Consider the following 16,815-nt stretch of genomic DNA (forward strand, 5'->3'; position numbering starts at 1 on the left):
ATCTTGAATTGACTGAGTGTTGTTCAATTGAAAATGAATTTTATTCAGTCAGACTTTATGATTGATTGATAAAAATCCAACATAGATTCAAAGTAGTAATCTGCTCTTGCCAGCATGGTCTGATTTGGCGCTTTAATATCCTCAATCAAAATTGTTACTCCCCCAGCCAAATGTGCTGAAGTAATCCCATTTTCAGAATCTTCAATCATCAAGCTATGTTGCGGATTTAGATTTAATAAGGTGCAGGCTTTGTTAAAAATTTCTGGATGTGGTTTACCTTGTATCACGTCATCGCCACAGACCAACAAGGTAAAATAATGATCAATTTTTGCAAGTTTTAAATATTTTTCAGCAATTTTTCGGGTACTCGATGTAGCGACAGCCAATCGGATATTTTGAGATTGCAAATAAGCTAATATTTCTAAAAGTCCAGCTTTCACTGGTACGCCTTGCGACAAAATCATCTCAAGTTCAATTTGTTCAGCACGTTGCCGAATGTGCTGGTAAGGGATATCTTGGCCATAAAACTTTTGTGCTAACTGTTCTGAGCTTAACGCATTAAGCCCTAAACATTGCATCAAATAATCTAAGCTAAATTCTACACCGATGATTTCCAAAGACGCTTGTTTTAACACATCAAACCTAAGCCGTTCAGTGTCCAGCATCGTACCGTCCATATCAAAAATAGCAGCTTGAATCGTATGTTGCTGGAATTTCACAGTGTTCCTTTTATAAACAAAAGGGAGAAACCCGTTCTCCCTCAAATTTTATAGCAATCTATTGAATACTATAACATTGTTTCAACTTTAAATAATCATAATAATAGCTGTTTACTTTATAGCGGGCATAATCACAATCTTTTTTAAAAGCAATCTCTTTTTCGTTATAGAGCATTTTTAACAAAGTCTGCCCTTGCGAATTCTGATAAATATCCCACTGTAAGTTTGCTGCCATCGGTGAGATATCTTCACCACGCCACGCACTATTTGAATAATTAAACGTCTGCGTCAAGGGCACAGATTGCATCATCCCCTTTAACTCTAAGCTGGTGGCTAAAGGGATTATGATTTCAGCATGAGCAAATCTTAATACAGCAACATTCTTTTGTGTATTGCTCATAACATCATCAACTTGTTTAAATAAATCCTGTTTGAGTGATTTGGCAATATCTGTTGTTACAGCTTTGCCTGTATCAAAGCTTGGGCCCTTACTATAAAAATCATTGGCATCGTTATATTGCGCATAAAACTTAGCCGCTTCAATTGGCATATATTTTTTAAAATTTGTCGCCCCAAGCTCGTCTTGCATTCCGCCAGTGATTGAATACAACTCGTACACATAAGCAGCAGCATCTACTGCACTGGCAATGGTATTTTTCCCCTTTCCTTTTTCAGTAATCTGTTCACCTTTAGGGCTTGTTACAGTGAATGATCCTGAATTACTAAAGCTATAGCCAGTTTGACCAATTTTTTGAATAAACGCTGTTTTAAAAATTGGGTTTAATACTTCTGTTGCGATTTTCTGCGCATTAGGATCTGCACTTAACTCTTTTATTTTTTGTTTTAAGTTAACGTCATTCTCTTCAAAATCTTGATATTTTAAACTAGCCGCATAGACTGTTTTGTCTAAATCCGTTTTGACATTGGCCAAATCGTCTTGTGCATTTAAACTATGAAAATACAGATGAAAGCGATTTACCCCGCCATCGACAATACTTGGTATAGAGGTACTGTTGAGGCTTTGATAGCTTGCTGGTGTAATTGCAGTCTTTAAACTTGGCTGCTGTTTCAACAATTCATTGGTAAAAAATTTAGCACTGTCCACCGCACGATCCACACCCGAGCTAACGATCTGTACAGATTTACCTTGTTGACTGGCTTGATTAAACAATTGTGGTAAGCGTTGTAATAAGCGATCTGCAATACCCTGATGTTCTTTAATACCTACAGAAGTTTCGTTGCCATAGCCATACTGGCGTATACCTTCCACTCCATAACCCAATAGAATATTGGCTTTCATCATGGCTTCTAAATCAGCACCCAATTGTTCACCCAATGGCGTTAAGGCATTTTCCTGTTTTGCTTTTAACCACATGTTGTATAAAGCTAAATCATATTTAATACTCGATAGACCTCGTGAACCATGTCGAGCAACTAATTCTGTAAAAACTGCACGATAACCTGCGGGCATTGCTTCATAGCTGCTTAATTTCTGCTGTGGTTGATAGGGTTGTTTAGTCTGTAAATAAAGTGATGTATCTGCCTTAGGTGGCGTAACAACAGTTGAATTTTCATCATGATCATTATTGCAGGCTGTTAAAAATAGTCCTGAAGCAAAACAAATGATTAGCGAATGTTTAATTTTAAATGGTTTCATCATTGAAATGTCATATTTGATTTAATGCAGGCAAACTAATCAAAGAACATGACACTGGTATGACCATCCTCTATTTATTCCATTTAAAAACAACAAAATAAAAAGACAGCAATAAGAAAATACTAAGCAGTAAATAATATGGGAAAATAATGTTAAGTTGGTACAGCCCTGTGCTCATTAATGGTGCAACAACTAAACTGAGCGCTTGCGCCATGGTGCATAAAGCAGCAATTTTAGTTTGCAAATTTATCGAAACTGATTGTGATGCACCTGTGGTAAATGCAGGCATTAGACATGCCACAGCGATACCATAAAACACATAAGCCAACTGAAAAATCACGATCTGCTGGGTATAAATTGACAAGATCAACCCAATCAGCATTGAGCTTAATCCAACCATTAAAAGCTGTGTTAACGACCAGTTTAGCCATTTAGAAATCGCAATTTGCATCAAAACCGATACAATCCCCACAATCAACAAACATTGAGAAAAATAGAGGGCGCTTTGCTGAATGTTAAATTGAAATTTATCTTGAATATAAAAACCTGCAGTTAAATTCAAAGTAATAATCGCGATATATAAACTAAATCCGAGGATCAACCAAATCATTGATTTTCTTAGATCATCATCACTCAGACGAACCAATTGCGAATGATTAGAATCTTGCTGAGAAATCTCTTTTTGTAAAAGTGGGTCTTGGATATGCTGATCTTCATCAAAATGATAGGTTAAAGCCGAATGGTTTGGAGCATGACTTTTTGAATGTGACTGTTGAGCATTTTCCCCGTTGTGTTGATATAAACATACAATCAGCATACTCATGACAGTCAAAAGTAATACGGCGAGCCACAAAGGAATCAATATTCCCCAAATAATGAGTAATGTGGTTAAAAATGGCCCTAAAATTAGCCCTGCACTGTTTAAGGCACCAAAGCTTGCCATCTTTTGACTGCGTGTCGTTTCATCTAAATATCGCGTCATCACATAACTTTGTAATGCGATTTGCGGCATTGCCATAAAAAAGCCAATACTGCTTCGTGTAAGCAATAATAAAGTGAAAAGTAGTCCAATTGGCAAGCTATACATTAGTCCATAACTTAATACCCCTGCAAATAGCCCCCAAGTTATGCTCATTCCAATAAAACCGATACTCAATAAATAATAATGATTTTGAAGATTTGGTTTTTTAGAAATCCACATTGCAGTCAAACTCATCAGCAATGCACTGGCAGACACCATCAGACCTGCCTGAAGCTCTGAGATTTTTAATAGACGAATAAGAGGTGCGAGTAAAGGTAAAATCATGGATAAGCTGATCCCGTTGAGTAAGGTTGCCATCATCCAAATATCATTATTTTTATTCATTTGAATCTTCTAAAATATCAGACTTGACTGATTAGGAAAATTTTTATTGGATTTATATAATTACCCACGATTCAGTATTTTTCATCGAGATATTGCTCAATAAAAAACCTCTTTCAAATTTTAAAGAGGCTTTATCTGGGTTAATACTTCAGCGTATAAGTTAAACCGTAGCTACGACCTTGTGCAGCCAAACTTGAAATGGCCCCATAGGTTGGCGCAACCGCTTGACTAAACACCGTTTTATAATCTGTATTCCATACATTATAAACGCCAAAACCTAATCTGCCTGGGCCTACTTTTGCACTGGTGATCACATCCATAATCGCAAACCCCTTAATCTCAGCGGGTTTTCGAATACTGCGGTCATTTAATGGATTGACATAGTCTTTAGCAGCCTGATCTGTACCCCCAATTGCTAAAGTCTGTACGCGTAAATTGATATCATCTGCAAATTGCCATTCTGAAAATAGCGTGCCTTTCAGTGGTGCAACCCGTACAGCATCAAGCTCTTGCCAATCACCGAGTATATTTTTAAATTGACCTCGTGTATAAGCAATGGTTCCTCCCATATTCCACATATCTGAAATTGCATATTTTACATTGGCTTCCAAACCATAAATGCGTTCATCGGTATCAATCACTTCAATATTAAAATTTGGGGCAGCATTAAACCTCACAGATTTATCAGAATCATTATAAAAAGCAGCCAGCCCTAGATTGAGTCCATTTTGCTCTTGTAGGCGCCAGCCGAGTTCATAATTATTCACTTTAATCGGATCAATATTATTACTGGTCACAACAAAACTTGCTGGAACATCTCGCAGCATCCGTTGTACGTCTGGAATACTAAAGCCTTGAGAAAAATTAGCAAAAATTTGTTGCGTATCATTTAAGTGATAAACCCCGCCCAAATTAAATAAAGTCGCATTATGTTTTACTTCACCACCTTTTAAACTTTTCGCCGTATAGCTAGGATCGAAGTCAGCGACAATACTTTCAGGGTACGGGGTAGAATCACTGACATCACTATTAATTCGTTCGTTACGCACGCCTGCCTGTATATTTATACGATCCGTAACTGCATAATTCGCTTGAACAAATGCACCCAGTTTTGCCACTTGAACATCTGGTCCCATCGCATAGTTTTTTGTCGCTTTATGATTTAAGCCATTACTCGCAATAAAAGTATTAGTATCATACCTTTGCCCTTCTTGACCATTTTTCTCATTTTCAAAATCTAAACCGTAACTTAACCCTAAAGCCCGATCTGCAACTTTAAAATCTTTCTGTAAGGCTAAACGTGATCCCCAAATATTAATATCGGTATTGGACTGCATCACAACAGGAATACTTCTATTAGGAGGAGGTAATTGCGGATGCGGTAAACTTACTGCGGTTGGAAACCATCTTGCCTGCTCTTTACGGTAGTAAGCTTCCAAGGTTAAGCTTTGCCCCAATACATCATTATGATTATATTGGGCGTGCGTTGACCAGCGTTTTGTTCTAGGTTGGTCTTCGAGTTGTAAGCCTTTTAATGCTTTTAAACTGGGTGTAGCTCCTCTAAATATGACAGATAAACCCTGACCATAATCAGGTCCATAATCACTGTCTTGTTCATCATTATAATATTGTGCGCCAACGGTTAAGTGCTGTTGATCTGAAATGTTCCAAGTGAGTTGTCCATTGACATCAAGGGTTTGGGTATCTTGACGATCTGTTTGCGCAACCTCAGGCCCAATACGATCGCCACGACTGTCTTGAATTTCACCCCGTTTAACATAGCCAACCCCCAAATTACCTTTGATGCGTTCTTGGTTAAACGAAACATTTTGTGAAGCTTCATAAGCCAAGGCATCGCCTTTAAAATTATTCCCTGAGGTTAGCCCCAATTTGGTTTCAAAACTTAAAGCTTCGTCACCGCCTTTTTTGGTAATGATATTGATAATACCGCCTGTTGCACCTGAGCCATAAATACTCGTTGCCCCAGACACAACTTCTATTCTGTCAATCATTGAAGGAAGAATGCTATTGAGCTGACGCGATCCATCCCGTGAACCTGTTTGTGGTATCCCATCAATCATATATTGCACCACACGGCCGCGCATGGTCATGCCATAGTTAGAGGTTGTACCAGTATTTGGCGTGAGTGAAGGAACCAATAGCCCTAAAATTTCTGCCGTGCTTTTACCCGCATTGGCTTGCTTTTCAATTTCGCTACGCTCAATGCGATACACCGTCCCTGCAATGTCTGAAATACTTTTTGCAGAACGTGTTGCCGTGACCACGATGGGGGCTAGACTTTTTACGTCTGACCCAGTATTTTCAACTTTTTGAGTTGTAGGCTCTTGCGCATAGATCTGTGTCGCAATAGCCAAACTTAAACACGTCAGTTGTATTTGAATTGATGTTCTTTTCATGATTTATCCCTTACAACATCTCTGATCTTAGAGTTTTTTGTGATTTGGAAATAATGAGTTGTGAGAGAATCAAACTCACTACAGATGCAATAGCTAGAACAATATAAAAATTGCCATAACCTAATGATTTGGCCAGAAAACCTGAGCCAGCCCCGCCAATAAAATAGACCAGCAATTCAAAACACACCAAAATTGTAAAGTCGGTCCCTGCTTGCGCTTTTGAGCTACTCTGCATGAAATATGCATATAAAGAGGTCATTGCGATATAACGAATCGCAAGAAATGCAATCACGAAAACACCCAGCAAAAGATGCCACTGATTTAACCAGCCGAATAGAATAGCGACTCCCAAAAGTCCGTATAACAGCGTTCTCACCCATCCAGCCCAAACTAGTAATTGTGTTGCATTTCGCTTTTTGAGTAGCAATGCAGCAGAAACGGCTGCAAGCAATCCAACTCCTGCACCCACCACCGACATCAACACACCAATTTGTGAAAGTGACCATTTTTGATCAATCAGCATTGGATTGAGCATTGCCATTGCGGGGGCTTCTACAAAGCGATAACAAACAATTAAAAGTAATGCCCAACGAATTTCAGGGCGTTTAAATGCTCGAATTAAGCTCGGCGGGTTTTTAATTACGTGTTCTGAGTTTTTTTCTTGTATTTGAAAAACCGCAAACATCGTCAAAGTCGTCAAGGTCGCTAAACAAATCAGTGCTGTTTGCCACCCATAATATTGATACAGCCAAAGTGTTGCAGCACCACCGAGCATACTTCCAAGAGCAACACCAATGCTTTGCGCCATACTGCCAAAACGGTAATCTTGTGGTGAAAATGCTTCGACGGTATATCCATCAATGGCAATATCTTGTGTCGCTGCAAAAGTGGAGATCCATAAACCAATGATGACAAAGACCAGCAGCCCATAAGAAAACTGAGTCAATGCAAGTGCAACAATACCTAAAACCAAAGCAATTTGAGTAAACAGCAGCCACGTTTTACGTTTGCCTAATTTTTTGACATAAAAGCGGTCAATAAGTGGTGCCCAAAAGAATTTGAATGCCCATGGAATATAAAGTAATGACAATAGTCCAATCCAGCGTAGGTCTACCCCTTGATGCCTTAAAATCGCAGGCAATGCCACATTGTAAAAATACAAAGGCAAGGCATGGGCTAAATATAAAACAACCACAACGCCTAGACTAAGTACGGAAACTTGTTGAGTAACAGATTGGTTTGATAAATTATTTATGCGTTGCATAGCCACCTCTGTACAGACCATTGCAATGCATCCGAGCGATCTAATGTCACATAATAAGGAACCTGCCATGCAACATGTAATGCTGGTGTATTGAGTCGTTCTAGATCGGCTTGATCTAACGCTATCCGCACTAAACCCACGCAGTATTTAAAAAAATTGGCTTTATTTTTTTTATACCACCTCGCTTGAATCTGACGGTATTCCTCTGGAAATGTAGTCCCTTTAGCACTTCTCATCACCAAAACAAAATTTTGCTGCTGGCGTAGAAATGTTTCAACTTCAGCCAACCAAAACTGAAATTCAACGATCGAGACATCTTTGGCGAAAATCATCTCTTTGATCTGAATATGTATAGATTGATAACTCATAGGACAAATTCAACTTACTGGATTTTGTATTTGTTGTTTTTGTGCTAAATATTGCTGAGATTGGATTAAATATTCACCAAATTTTTGGTAAAAAGTTTCTCTAAAACAATAATATAACATCGCATCTTTCTCTGGCATTGCAACAATACCCTGAGCCTCATAACACATTTCTTTGACAACTGCTGCGTAGGGTTTAACTGTTGAATCGGGTTCACCTACGATTTTCAACGAGTCTGTATATTCAAAAATGTAAAAATTTAATAAACGGGCAACTGTTCGAAGATAGCCTTTACCAAATGCCGATATTTCACCAAACAGCAAATGCCAGCCTAAATCTAGTTCATGCGCAGAATAATAACGACCTAATCGATCACGTTTTGCTTCATAGATTTCGGTATAACCCACATCTTGTCCTTCGACACCAACGATAAGTAAGCGGTGATGATCATCAGCCAATTGTTTTTCAAAATAGACCTTCAGATCTGTTTCTGATTTATTCAGTTGCCATTGTGGAATCACATGCGGTTCATGCATCCATTGATGTAATAAAGCCATATCATCAGGGTATTTCACTTGACGTAAATAAAACTGATTGCCGCTCTCATAATATTCATAAAAATCTGGTAATTGCTGTGATAAGGTTTTCATCACTGTCACCTTTATTGTATTTGTTAGATTATTGAGCTTTTGACTCGTGTTAAATCTAGGTATGACACAGATAAATACACACTCACTCTGCGCAGGCACGGTTTATCATGCTGGAGCAGATGAAAATTGTGCTGTCCAATTTTTTAAAGTCTCTGGGCTTACAGGGTTTGCAATCAAATCCAGAATGACCGGTACCGGGCGTTCTGCTTCATCGTTATAACTGGTGGTAAATAGACGAACACGATTTAAGCAAACCTTATTATATTGATGTCTAAACAGCGCAAACTTTTCAATTCTTGCTGCAAACTCTGGATGCTGTTGATGAAACTCAGCAATCACATTCGATACGGTTTGCCAGAATTCAATCTCATGATATTGTGGAAAATCCTGTAGAAATACATTACAGATATAGCGGTAATGCACCATAAATAAGCCAGTAAAAATAAAGTGACTGAGGTCTTGTGCTGAATGCCTCAATAAAATTTTAGCTTCATCTGGAAGATCGGCCACCTCAGGAAAATCCTCATCGACAAGATTCATATCGTCAATAAAGTCTTTGAGTACCGTGGCTTTAGGTACCCCATTTTCATGAATTAACATGGTATTTTCACCATGTGATGAAAATGCTAAACCGTATTTATAAAGGCAAATCAGGAGTGGCTGAATACTGACAGTAATGAATTGCTTGAGCCAATCTAATGGTACTAATTCTGAAGCTTGAATAAGTACAGTTAAAATGGAAAGCCCCTGAATATCACGGTGTAATAAGGCAGCTTGTGATAAAACCTGCTGATGATATTCAACAAATGGATCTACACTCTCACGCCATAAACAGCCAAATAACTCTTTGAATTGATAAGGCGCACCTGCAATGTGATCATAACAAGGTTGCTGAATGGTCAAAGTTGCAATCTCGCCTAAAAAAACTACACCCGTTTTTTGTAAATCTACATCTTGTTTTAAAATATTTTTCAACCACGCTGTAACCGCTGGTGCTGCTAAATTTCTTTGAGCAGGCAATCCGCGATAAACAGCGGTATTTAAAATACTCAATGGTAGTTTAATGTAATGACGTTGTGCATCTGATGTGTTACATAAAGTGCGAATTGATTGCATTGGCACATAATTATCCTGTCCAATTTTAAGTTCTACAATTTTTTGATCTACAATTTCATTGGCATAAGTTGGTACAATCCATTGGTGCCATTGCCAAGCATGTACAGGAACTAAATAATAATCCTCTGAATTTAAAACAAGGTTTTGCATTTTTTCGCGAAATTCTAGCAATTCCTGCTCGTCAAACTCATGGCAATATAACTGTCCTGCATACCATTCAGTGGTAGAACGAAATTCTGCCAAATCTCGATGCACAGCCAGCCATAGTACTTTGACTCTAGGTAAAATCTCAGGCGCTGAGTTCAAATAATCATCATAACCAAAACCCATTCGGCCCTTACTCATAATTAACCAAGGATGACCGCGCAACATCGCTTCGATTTGATAATGCGGTGCAGTCAGCACTGCCGAACTGGTTAAACGATTTTCATCCAGTACATGCGCTTCAGCTAACCATGTATTGTTCATCTCTTTAATTAAATAAGCTTTGGTAAAGGGTTTAACTTCAACCTGATTGGAAAAAGCGGCAATAAATTGATGCAAATTCCAAGCAGGCCTTTTCGTATCCAAAGTTAAATCACGTACTGAACCCTCTTGAATCCGCCAATGTCCCAATAAGTACTGTTGTGCATTAAACTGATAAATTCGGTCATCCAATCTCAATTGAAATACATCATCACCCAGACTTTCCGCCTGAATAATTTCTTCATATAAAAACTCAGCGATTGCCATTTCAATTAAGCGCTGGCCTGCACTTCGCCATTGTTGCTGATTAATTTGTAACTGTGCAAAACTCATATGCTGTTCTCAATATTCGAATATCGTTGATGGTTTTGTTGATGCTGAGAATGTTGTGTACTTGGGCTTTGAGATTGAAAATTGACATTTTTAACCAAATCTTCAACATGCTGAGCATGCACATGATGCTGTGTTGTGATATTTTTCGAGATCACTTGGACTTGCGGATTCTGCAAAGGATCAAAATGTTGGAAACATTGGGGGGCTGTTGCTAAGTCATATAGCACATATCCCACTAGCTGATTGGCAATTGTCGCCGCACGATAAGCGCCTAAACCCAAATCAGGTGTGCCAACACCATGACTATGCATATCCATGTTCTGAACAAAAATTTTGCCAATACCAGCATATTCAGCAGCATAATTTGCTGAAATATTCCATTGTCCTTGTGGATTGGTTTTAATCAAGGGCTTCAGTTGCTTGAGAAATTGAAATTCAGGACGGCGATAGCCTGTAGCACAGATCACATAGTCACTGTCTAGACTGAACTGATTTAAAGTCACTCGATCTTGAAAAATCAGTCTAATTTTACCCTGTTCCGTTAAAACAGCATCAATTAGGTTGGACTGACTGTGCAAATGCGTCGCTAAATCATTTCCAGCAAGATGTCGATGGTAAAGTTTCTTATATATTTCACGAATGGTTTGCGCACTGATTCCTTTATATAAAAGTGACTGTTTATTCAACTGTAAATCTTTATTGAGGTCATCAAAGCAATGAAAATGTTGACTATAATCTGGACTAAAATGTTCTAAAGCTAATGGCGTATATTCCATAGGGAAAAAACCATTGGCTCGTGTCAGCCAATTGAGATTGAATTTCGGTTTAGACACCTGATCGAATTGAAATTGACGATCGAATAAATCTACAAAGATTTCTGCCGCAGATTGCCCTGATCCCAGTACCACCACATTACCTTGTAAATTTTTTGGCTGATGCTCTAGATAATGTGCTGAATGTTTACATCGCTCTGGATAAGTTTGGATCAAAGTCTGCATACATGGTGGGATATAAGGTACATTTCCCGCCCCTAATACAATGTTTCGACAACGATAGCGCTGATAAATCCCCGCTTGAAAAACGAGAACTTCAAAGCCATAGGATTTGGGTACAATTTCTGTGACTACAGATAAATATTGAATATGTTCAATTTGATCTGCAACCCATTGGCAATAATGATTATATTCTTTACGAGGGATATGTGGTTGTTCCAAAAAATAGAACTTATAGAGTCGCTGTTGCGCTTTTAAATAATTGAGAAAACTAAATGGGCTGGTCGGATCTACCATAGAGACTAAATCAGCCATAAAAGGCACTTGCAACATTGTGTTTGGAAGCTGCATTCCTGCATGCCAATCAAACTGAGCTTGTTTTTCAAAAAACAGATATTTTAGCTTTGATTTTTGTTGTAACAAGCTGGCTAAACTCAAATTAAACGGTCCTAAACCCACAGCAATAAAATCAAGCATAAATTGCATCCTTTTGTTTTAGACATAAAGGATTTGGCAACTGAATATAAATTGATTGCTGTTCTACAGGCGCAATCAGTTCATCCAGCTCATATAAACGCGTGAGTAAATTCCCTTTATATGGCAAGGTTGGTTGATATAATAAGCCTTGTAATAAACTACTGTCAGGATACTGTTGATATAATTCCATCAATTTATCTTGCAATAGATCAATAAGTTGCTGTTCTGAAACACTCCCTGTTGCTCCAATTGCGTTGATCATGCCAAATAAAGTATTAGCAAAAAAATAATAGCTAAACCTTTCATCAACCAAAGTTTTTGGCCCAACAGCCTGCGCTTTTTCATCAAGTTCCGGGTATTCTTTTAATATTTCAGTGGCGTATTCTTTGATGTAATAAAAACCCTGATTGTCCCTTAACCATAAATTTTGAGGATACGCATTTTCCAATTCGACCAATACATTCTGCTGATGTGACTCAAATGCCATGCCATAGTGATGGTATAGATACATCATGGGAACTAAACTGATCGCTAAAAATCGCTCAAACCAATTTAAAGCAATTTTTTCTATACTTAGCTGCGGTTCTGCCTGTGCAATTTGTTCAAATAAATGATCAAAGCGATTTAATTTTTTTGCTGGATGATCTTGGCATAAGGAGGCAATACATGTCACTTGCTGCTGTCGATCAAAGGGTTGATCTCTAAAAATACAAATCGTTTCATTGACAATTGTTCCGTCGATGATTAACGCAGTCCATGCGGGGTCATGAATTGCTTTCAATGTAGGACAAGATTTTAAAATCGATTGACCTATTGGCCCCTGCCAAAGTTGACGCGTGATTTCTCCACGATGACATTCTTTGGCCAAATTGACTCGGATAGAGTTGGTAATCATCACGGATAGTGAAAGTTTCACCATCCACGGTGCTGAATAGCTGACCAATGTTCTCACGGATGTTGTGGCGGAAAAATGCCAAGCCTTTTCACCAAAATCAATCAGCTTTTTCTTGGCTTTTAATTCTTTATACCAGTCTTTAGTCTGTAAATAACGTGCTTGCCATGGATGCAATGTCAATAATTTATAGCTTGAATGTGTATGAATTAAATCTAATTCTGCTTCGCTCAAATACCATTGCATATGCTTTATGAGTTGGCTCGTGATTGGCTGATCTGATGTCGCACTTTCTGCCAGATATTCTGGTGCAACTAACCAGTAATACAGTTGTGTTTGCCCCTTATGTTCTGGTGAGAACTTTAACCAATCTTCATGAACAAAACCTGTGCGACTCTTAGGCGCTGGATGCATACTGTGCCCGAGAATCAATGCTTGTTCTGTCTGAATGAAATCTTGCTTTGCTTGAATCAATTGGTCAAAATCATATTGACGCTGCTTTAAAAACTCAGCTAAAGCATCTCGACTTTGTATCCATTTTTCAACCAATGATGCTGAATCTAAGGATTCAACAGAATTTCGTAGCAGCTCTTCTAGAAGTAAGCACACCATCGCAATTGGACTAAACTTTTGCGCTTGTCCTTTATTAAAAATCTGCGGCAGTTTATCTATTCGATGTCGCCCTACAAGACTTCTATATGAAAGTGGTACATATAATTGGGATTGGATGGATTCCAATGGAATCATTAACAAGGTCAAGCCTTGGCTAAACGCAAGTTGTGTAGAGTTTTGCTGATATTTCTCCAGTAAAATTCTACTTCCTGTTTCTTGTGAGTATGCATTGATTAGGTGCTGCATCGCCAATCGGCTGGCAAGCTCTTTCATCTGACCATATCCTCTGTACAAGACTTTTTACTGCACTAAAAAGATCTAGAAATTTGATTTATGTTTTTCTTGGATCGTGTAGCTCTGCTTAACACAAAATAATGATAATCATTCTCATTTAATAATGCAATGCTATACCTTGCTTGTCTATACAGGTTTAACACTATGATTCTATGAATATTTATGATGAATTGGTCTTTTTCTTATGGTTTATATTTTAAAATTTTCAATTGTAATAAATGATAATATTCTCATTTAGAATTGAGAAATTTCATCGAAATTTTCATTTTAAGAGATTATTTAGCAAGTTTTATCGATCTATAACTTCACTAGCATATTTTAATATATTGCTTATCTATTGATTTATTGTGATATTTTTAATGAAAAAATAAAAAGAAGATTTAACAGCATACGGGAATTATCTCGCTTCTTTAAAATCATATCTCGTCTTTGCCAATTTTGCTGTTTTTAGTATTTCTTCACTGTAGCAACGTTTATACGGGATGTAGTTTTGATTGGTTAAGCTCGTAGAAACGATCACTTAAGAACCTCATTATTCTTAATCTTTTAAAGAGCTGTGCTTACTTGCTGTCGAAATTGATCGATTAGAACTTGATCAAAAGTTGTATGAATACCCTTTTTATACTGCAACAATTATCATGAAAAACAGTACTAAAATCTAGAAAAAATAATATAAGATATTGATTTTATAAGATAATAATCAAATAATTCTATCTTAGATGTATAAGGTGTATTATCTTAATTTTAGGATATAGAACAGAGCTATAAATTTTTATGTTAGAACAGAGTGATATTAATTTACCGATTATTATTATTGGCGCTGGGATAGCAGGAATTGCATGCGCTAGAAAATTACAAGAAAATGGTGAAAAAGTTACCATACTCGAAGCGAGATCTCGCATCGGTGGACGTATAGATTCATTGCAATCTGATGCCGATGTTTTTGATTTAGGTGCATCATGGATTCATGGTGTTGAAGATAATCCTATATGGGACATCGCCCAAGAAAATCATATAGAAACAACTGTATTTAACTATGATAAATCGCAATATTTTCATGAAAATGGGTTGTTATTTTCTGATCAAGAAGTGCAAGAGTTTGAATCTTATGTAGAGGAAATAGAAAAGCGACTTTCTCAAACACAAACGCTATCGGCCCTCAAGGCGACTGAAGAAATAATTTCTTCTTTACATTATTCAGGTAATACATTTTCAGAAGATTATCTTAAACAATTATTATTTAACTTTTTCAACCGAATAGCAAATGACCCATTTGCGACAAATCTTGAGCTACTTTCATCGAATTATAAAAATTTTGAAGGTTATTTTGAAGGCGACGAAGTTATATTTCCACATGGTTATGCTCAAGTTATAGATGCACTTTCACAAAAAATAGACATTCAATTCAATGTAGATGTAAAAAAAGTCATTTGTGAAAATGCTTATGTGAAAATTATTGATTCCAATGATAATTTTTACCTCGCTTCCCGCTTAGTGGTTACTGCCCCTCTCGGAATTTTAAAAAATAATCATATAGAATTTTATCCACCCTTACCAAATCACTATGCTCAATCTATTCAAGATATTGGGTTTGGGTCTTTCAATAAAGTGTTTTTTGAATTAGAACAACCACTTTCTTTTAGATCAAAAATACCGATAGACAAGATAAGTGATTTCTATTGGAATGAGATTGGCTGTTTTAATATTCTAGACTTATCTGGAATTTATAAAAAACCAATTTATTTAATGTTGTTCGGAGGAAAGCAATCAGAATTTATCGATAATTCTGCAGATCATGAAATATCAAACTTTATTTTTAGTAGCTTACAAAAACAATTCAACAATATTCCCCACACACCCAAAAAACTCATCATTACGCGTTGGGGTTCTGACCCTTATAGTTATGGTTCTTTTAGTTTTCCCTCACTAAAGCACACAGAAGACATTGTTAAAGTATTGCATCAACCAATTCGAGAAAAAATCTTCTTCGCCGGCGAACATTGTAGTTTGAAATATGCAGGTACTGTTCATGGCGCATATTTAAATGGCGATGCAACAGCTCAAAAAATATTAGGAATAGTTCAACCGATCTAAGACCATTATAAGAAGTAACTCTCATCGATTAATTTCTCTATCTCAACCATTAAAAAAACCTCCCGAGGGAGGTTTTCATATACCGTCTAGAATTAGGCGCATTGATAACGTTATTGGCTATTTTTTTGCTCAAAACACTTATAAATTAAAGCGCCAATTACAGCACCAATAATCGGTGCAACCCAGAAAAACCATAATTGACTCAGCGCAGCTGTTTCAGCAAATAGAGCCACTGCTGTACTTCGTGCAGGATTGACTGAAGTATTGGTAACAGGAATACTGATTAAATGGATCAATGTTAATGCCAAGCCAATAGCAATAGGTGCAAAACCAGCTGGCGCACGTTTATCTGTAGCACCAAGAATTACAATTAAGAAAATCGCAGTTAAGACGATTTCAATTAATAATGCAGAAAGCAAAGAATATTTTCCTGGCGATAAATCACCAAAACCATTTGTTGCAAATCCACCCGTACCTGTGAATCCTGCTTGACCTTGTACAATCAAATACAATATAAATGCCGCGAAGATACCACCAAGGACCTGCGCGATGATGTATGGCGCTAAGTCTTTTGCATTAAAACGACCGCCAACCCACAAACCGACACTTACTGCAGGATTAAAATGTCCACCTGAAATATGACCTAATGCATAAGCACCTGTCAGTACAGTTAGACCAAACGCGAGTGCAACACCGACAAAACCGATACCCAATTCTGGAAAAGCTGCAGCAAGTACTGCACTACCACACCCTCCAAAGACCAGCCAAAATGTTCCAATAAATTCTGCAAAATATTTATTCATGTTCATTACTTTTCTGTTCAATAAATCCATGCGAAATTTAGCAAAATAAATCACATTTTTAAACAAAAACATGAATTATTTTACAAAAAATACAAGTAATTGATGGAATGAATAAATTTATAATTTTTATAGCACAAACCCCTCGAGTGAAGGGTTTGCTAGACAAATTAAAATTCCAATTCAGAGGGGAAATAAGAAATGACTTAACTCATCTATTGGTAATTATTAACAGGTGGGTAAATTTATACAATCTTATTTTATAGAACACAGCATTCTAAAAATTTGAATATAAATAAAA

12 protein-coding genes are annotated in these 16,815 nt (G+C 37.2%); 1 reads left to right on the forward strand and 11 read right to left on the reverse strand.

The genetic code is table 11. The annotated features are described in order from the left end of the window. Positions 1 to 44 precede the first annotated feature (44 nt). From AS4_RS11390 to AS4_RS11435, 10 genes are all read right to left on the reverse strand, one after another. The gene (locus AS4_RS11390; RefSeq protein WP_096734218.1) at positions 45 to 719 is read right to left on the reverse strand and encodes an HAD family hydrolase; all 675 of its coding nucleotides are present in this window, start codon (positions 717 to 719) and stop codon (positions 45 to 47) included. Between the two features lie 58 nt (positions 720 to 777). Then, complete coding sequence (locus tag AS4_RS11395) at positions 778 to 2,376, reverse strand: histidine-type phosphatase (protein WP_171478439.1); 1,599 nt, start codon at positions 2,374 to 2,376, stop codon at positions 778 to 780. A 70-nt stretch (positions 2,377 to 2,446) separates the two neighbouring features. After that, positions 2,447 to 3,742: an MFS transporter gene (locus AS4_RS11400; protein ID WP_096734220.1), complete on the reverse strand. Its 1,296-nt coding sequence runs from the start codon at positions 3,740 to 3,742 to the stop codon at positions 2,447 to 2,449. Positions 3,743 to 3,882: 140 nt separating this feature from the next. Then, positions 3,883 to 6,159, reverse strand: coding sequence for a TonB-dependent receptor (locus AS4_RS11405; protein WP_096734221.1), 2,277 nt, complete (start codon positions 6,157 to 6,159; stop codon positions 3,883 to 3,885). A 10-nt stretch (positions 6,160 to 6,169) separates the two neighbouring features. Then, the gene (locus AS4_RS11410; protein WP_096734222.1) at positions 6,170 to 7,423 is read right to left on the reverse strand and encodes an MFS transporter; all 1,254 of its coding nucleotides are present in this window, start codon (positions 7,421 to 7,423) and stop codon (positions 6,170 to 6,172) included. After that, positions 7,411 to 7,791, reverse strand: coding sequence for a hypothetical protein (locus tag AS4_RS11415; RefSeq protein WP_096734223.1), 381 nt, complete (start codon positions 7,789 to 7,791; stop codon positions 7,411 to 7,413). The genes AS4_RS11410 and AS4_RS11415 overlap by 13 nt, the downstream gene beginning before the upstream one ends. A 9-nt stretch (positions 7,792 to 7,800) precedes the next feature. After that, the gene (locus AS4_RS11420) at positions 7,801 to 8,439 is read right to left on the reverse strand and encodes a GNAT family N-acetyltransferase (RefSeq protein WP_096734224.1); all 639 of its coding nucleotides are present in this window, start codon (positions 8,437 to 8,439) and stop codon (positions 7,801 to 7,803) included. 105 nt (positions 8,440 to 8,544) lie between these two features. Continuing rightward, positions 8,545 to 10,353 carry an IucA/IucC family protein gene (locus AS4_RS11425; protein WP_096734225.1) on the reverse strand — a complete coding sequence of 603 codons (1,809 nt, stop codon included), beginning with the start codon at positions 10,351 to 10,353 and terminating at the stop codon, positions 8,545 to 8,547. Beyond that, entirely contained in the window at positions 10,350 to 11,822 is a 1,473-nt protein-coding gene (locus AS4_RS11430; protein ID WP_096734226.1) for a lysine N(6)-hydroxylase/L-ornithine N(5)-oxygenase family protein, read from the reverse strand. Before AS4_RS11430 ends, AS4_RS11425 begins: the two co-directional genes overlap by 4 nt. Continuing rightward, positions 11,815 to 13,599: an IucA/IucC family protein gene (locus AS4_RS11435; RefSeq protein ID WP_096734227.1), complete on the reverse strand. Its 1,785-nt coding sequence runs from the start codon at positions 13,597 to 13,599 to the stop codon at positions 11,815 to 11,817. The genes AS4_RS11430 and AS4_RS11435 overlap by 8 nt, the downstream gene beginning before the upstream one ends. 795 nt (positions 13,600 to 14,394) lie before the next feature. Between AS4_RS11435 and AS4_RS11440 the strand changes: the two genes are divergently transcribed. After that, on the forward strand, positions 14,395 to 15,714 hold the full coding sequence (locus tag AS4_RS11440; protein WP_096734228.1) for an NAD(P)/FAD-dependent oxidoreductase: 1,320 nt from the start codon (positions 14,395 to 14,397) through the stop codon (positions 15,712 to 15,714). Positions 15,715 to 15,824: 110 nt separating this feature from the next. Here the strand turns inward: AS4_RS11440 and aqpZ are convergent, their stop codons facing one another. Then, on the reverse strand, positions 15,825 to 16,517 hold the full coding sequence (gene aqpZ, locus AS4_RS11445; RefSeq protein WP_096735517.1) for an aquaporin Z: 693 nt from the start codon (positions 16,515 to 16,517) through the stop codon (positions 15,825 to 15,827). Positions 16,518 to 16,815: the final 298 nt, after the last annotated feature.

The sequence above is a fragment of the Acinetobacter guillouiae genome (assembly GCF_002370525.2).
In the GTDB taxonomy this organism is placed as follows: domain Bacteria; phylum Pseudomonadota; class Gammaproteobacteria; order Pseudomonadales; family Moraxellaceae; genus Acinetobacter; species Acinetobacter guillouiae.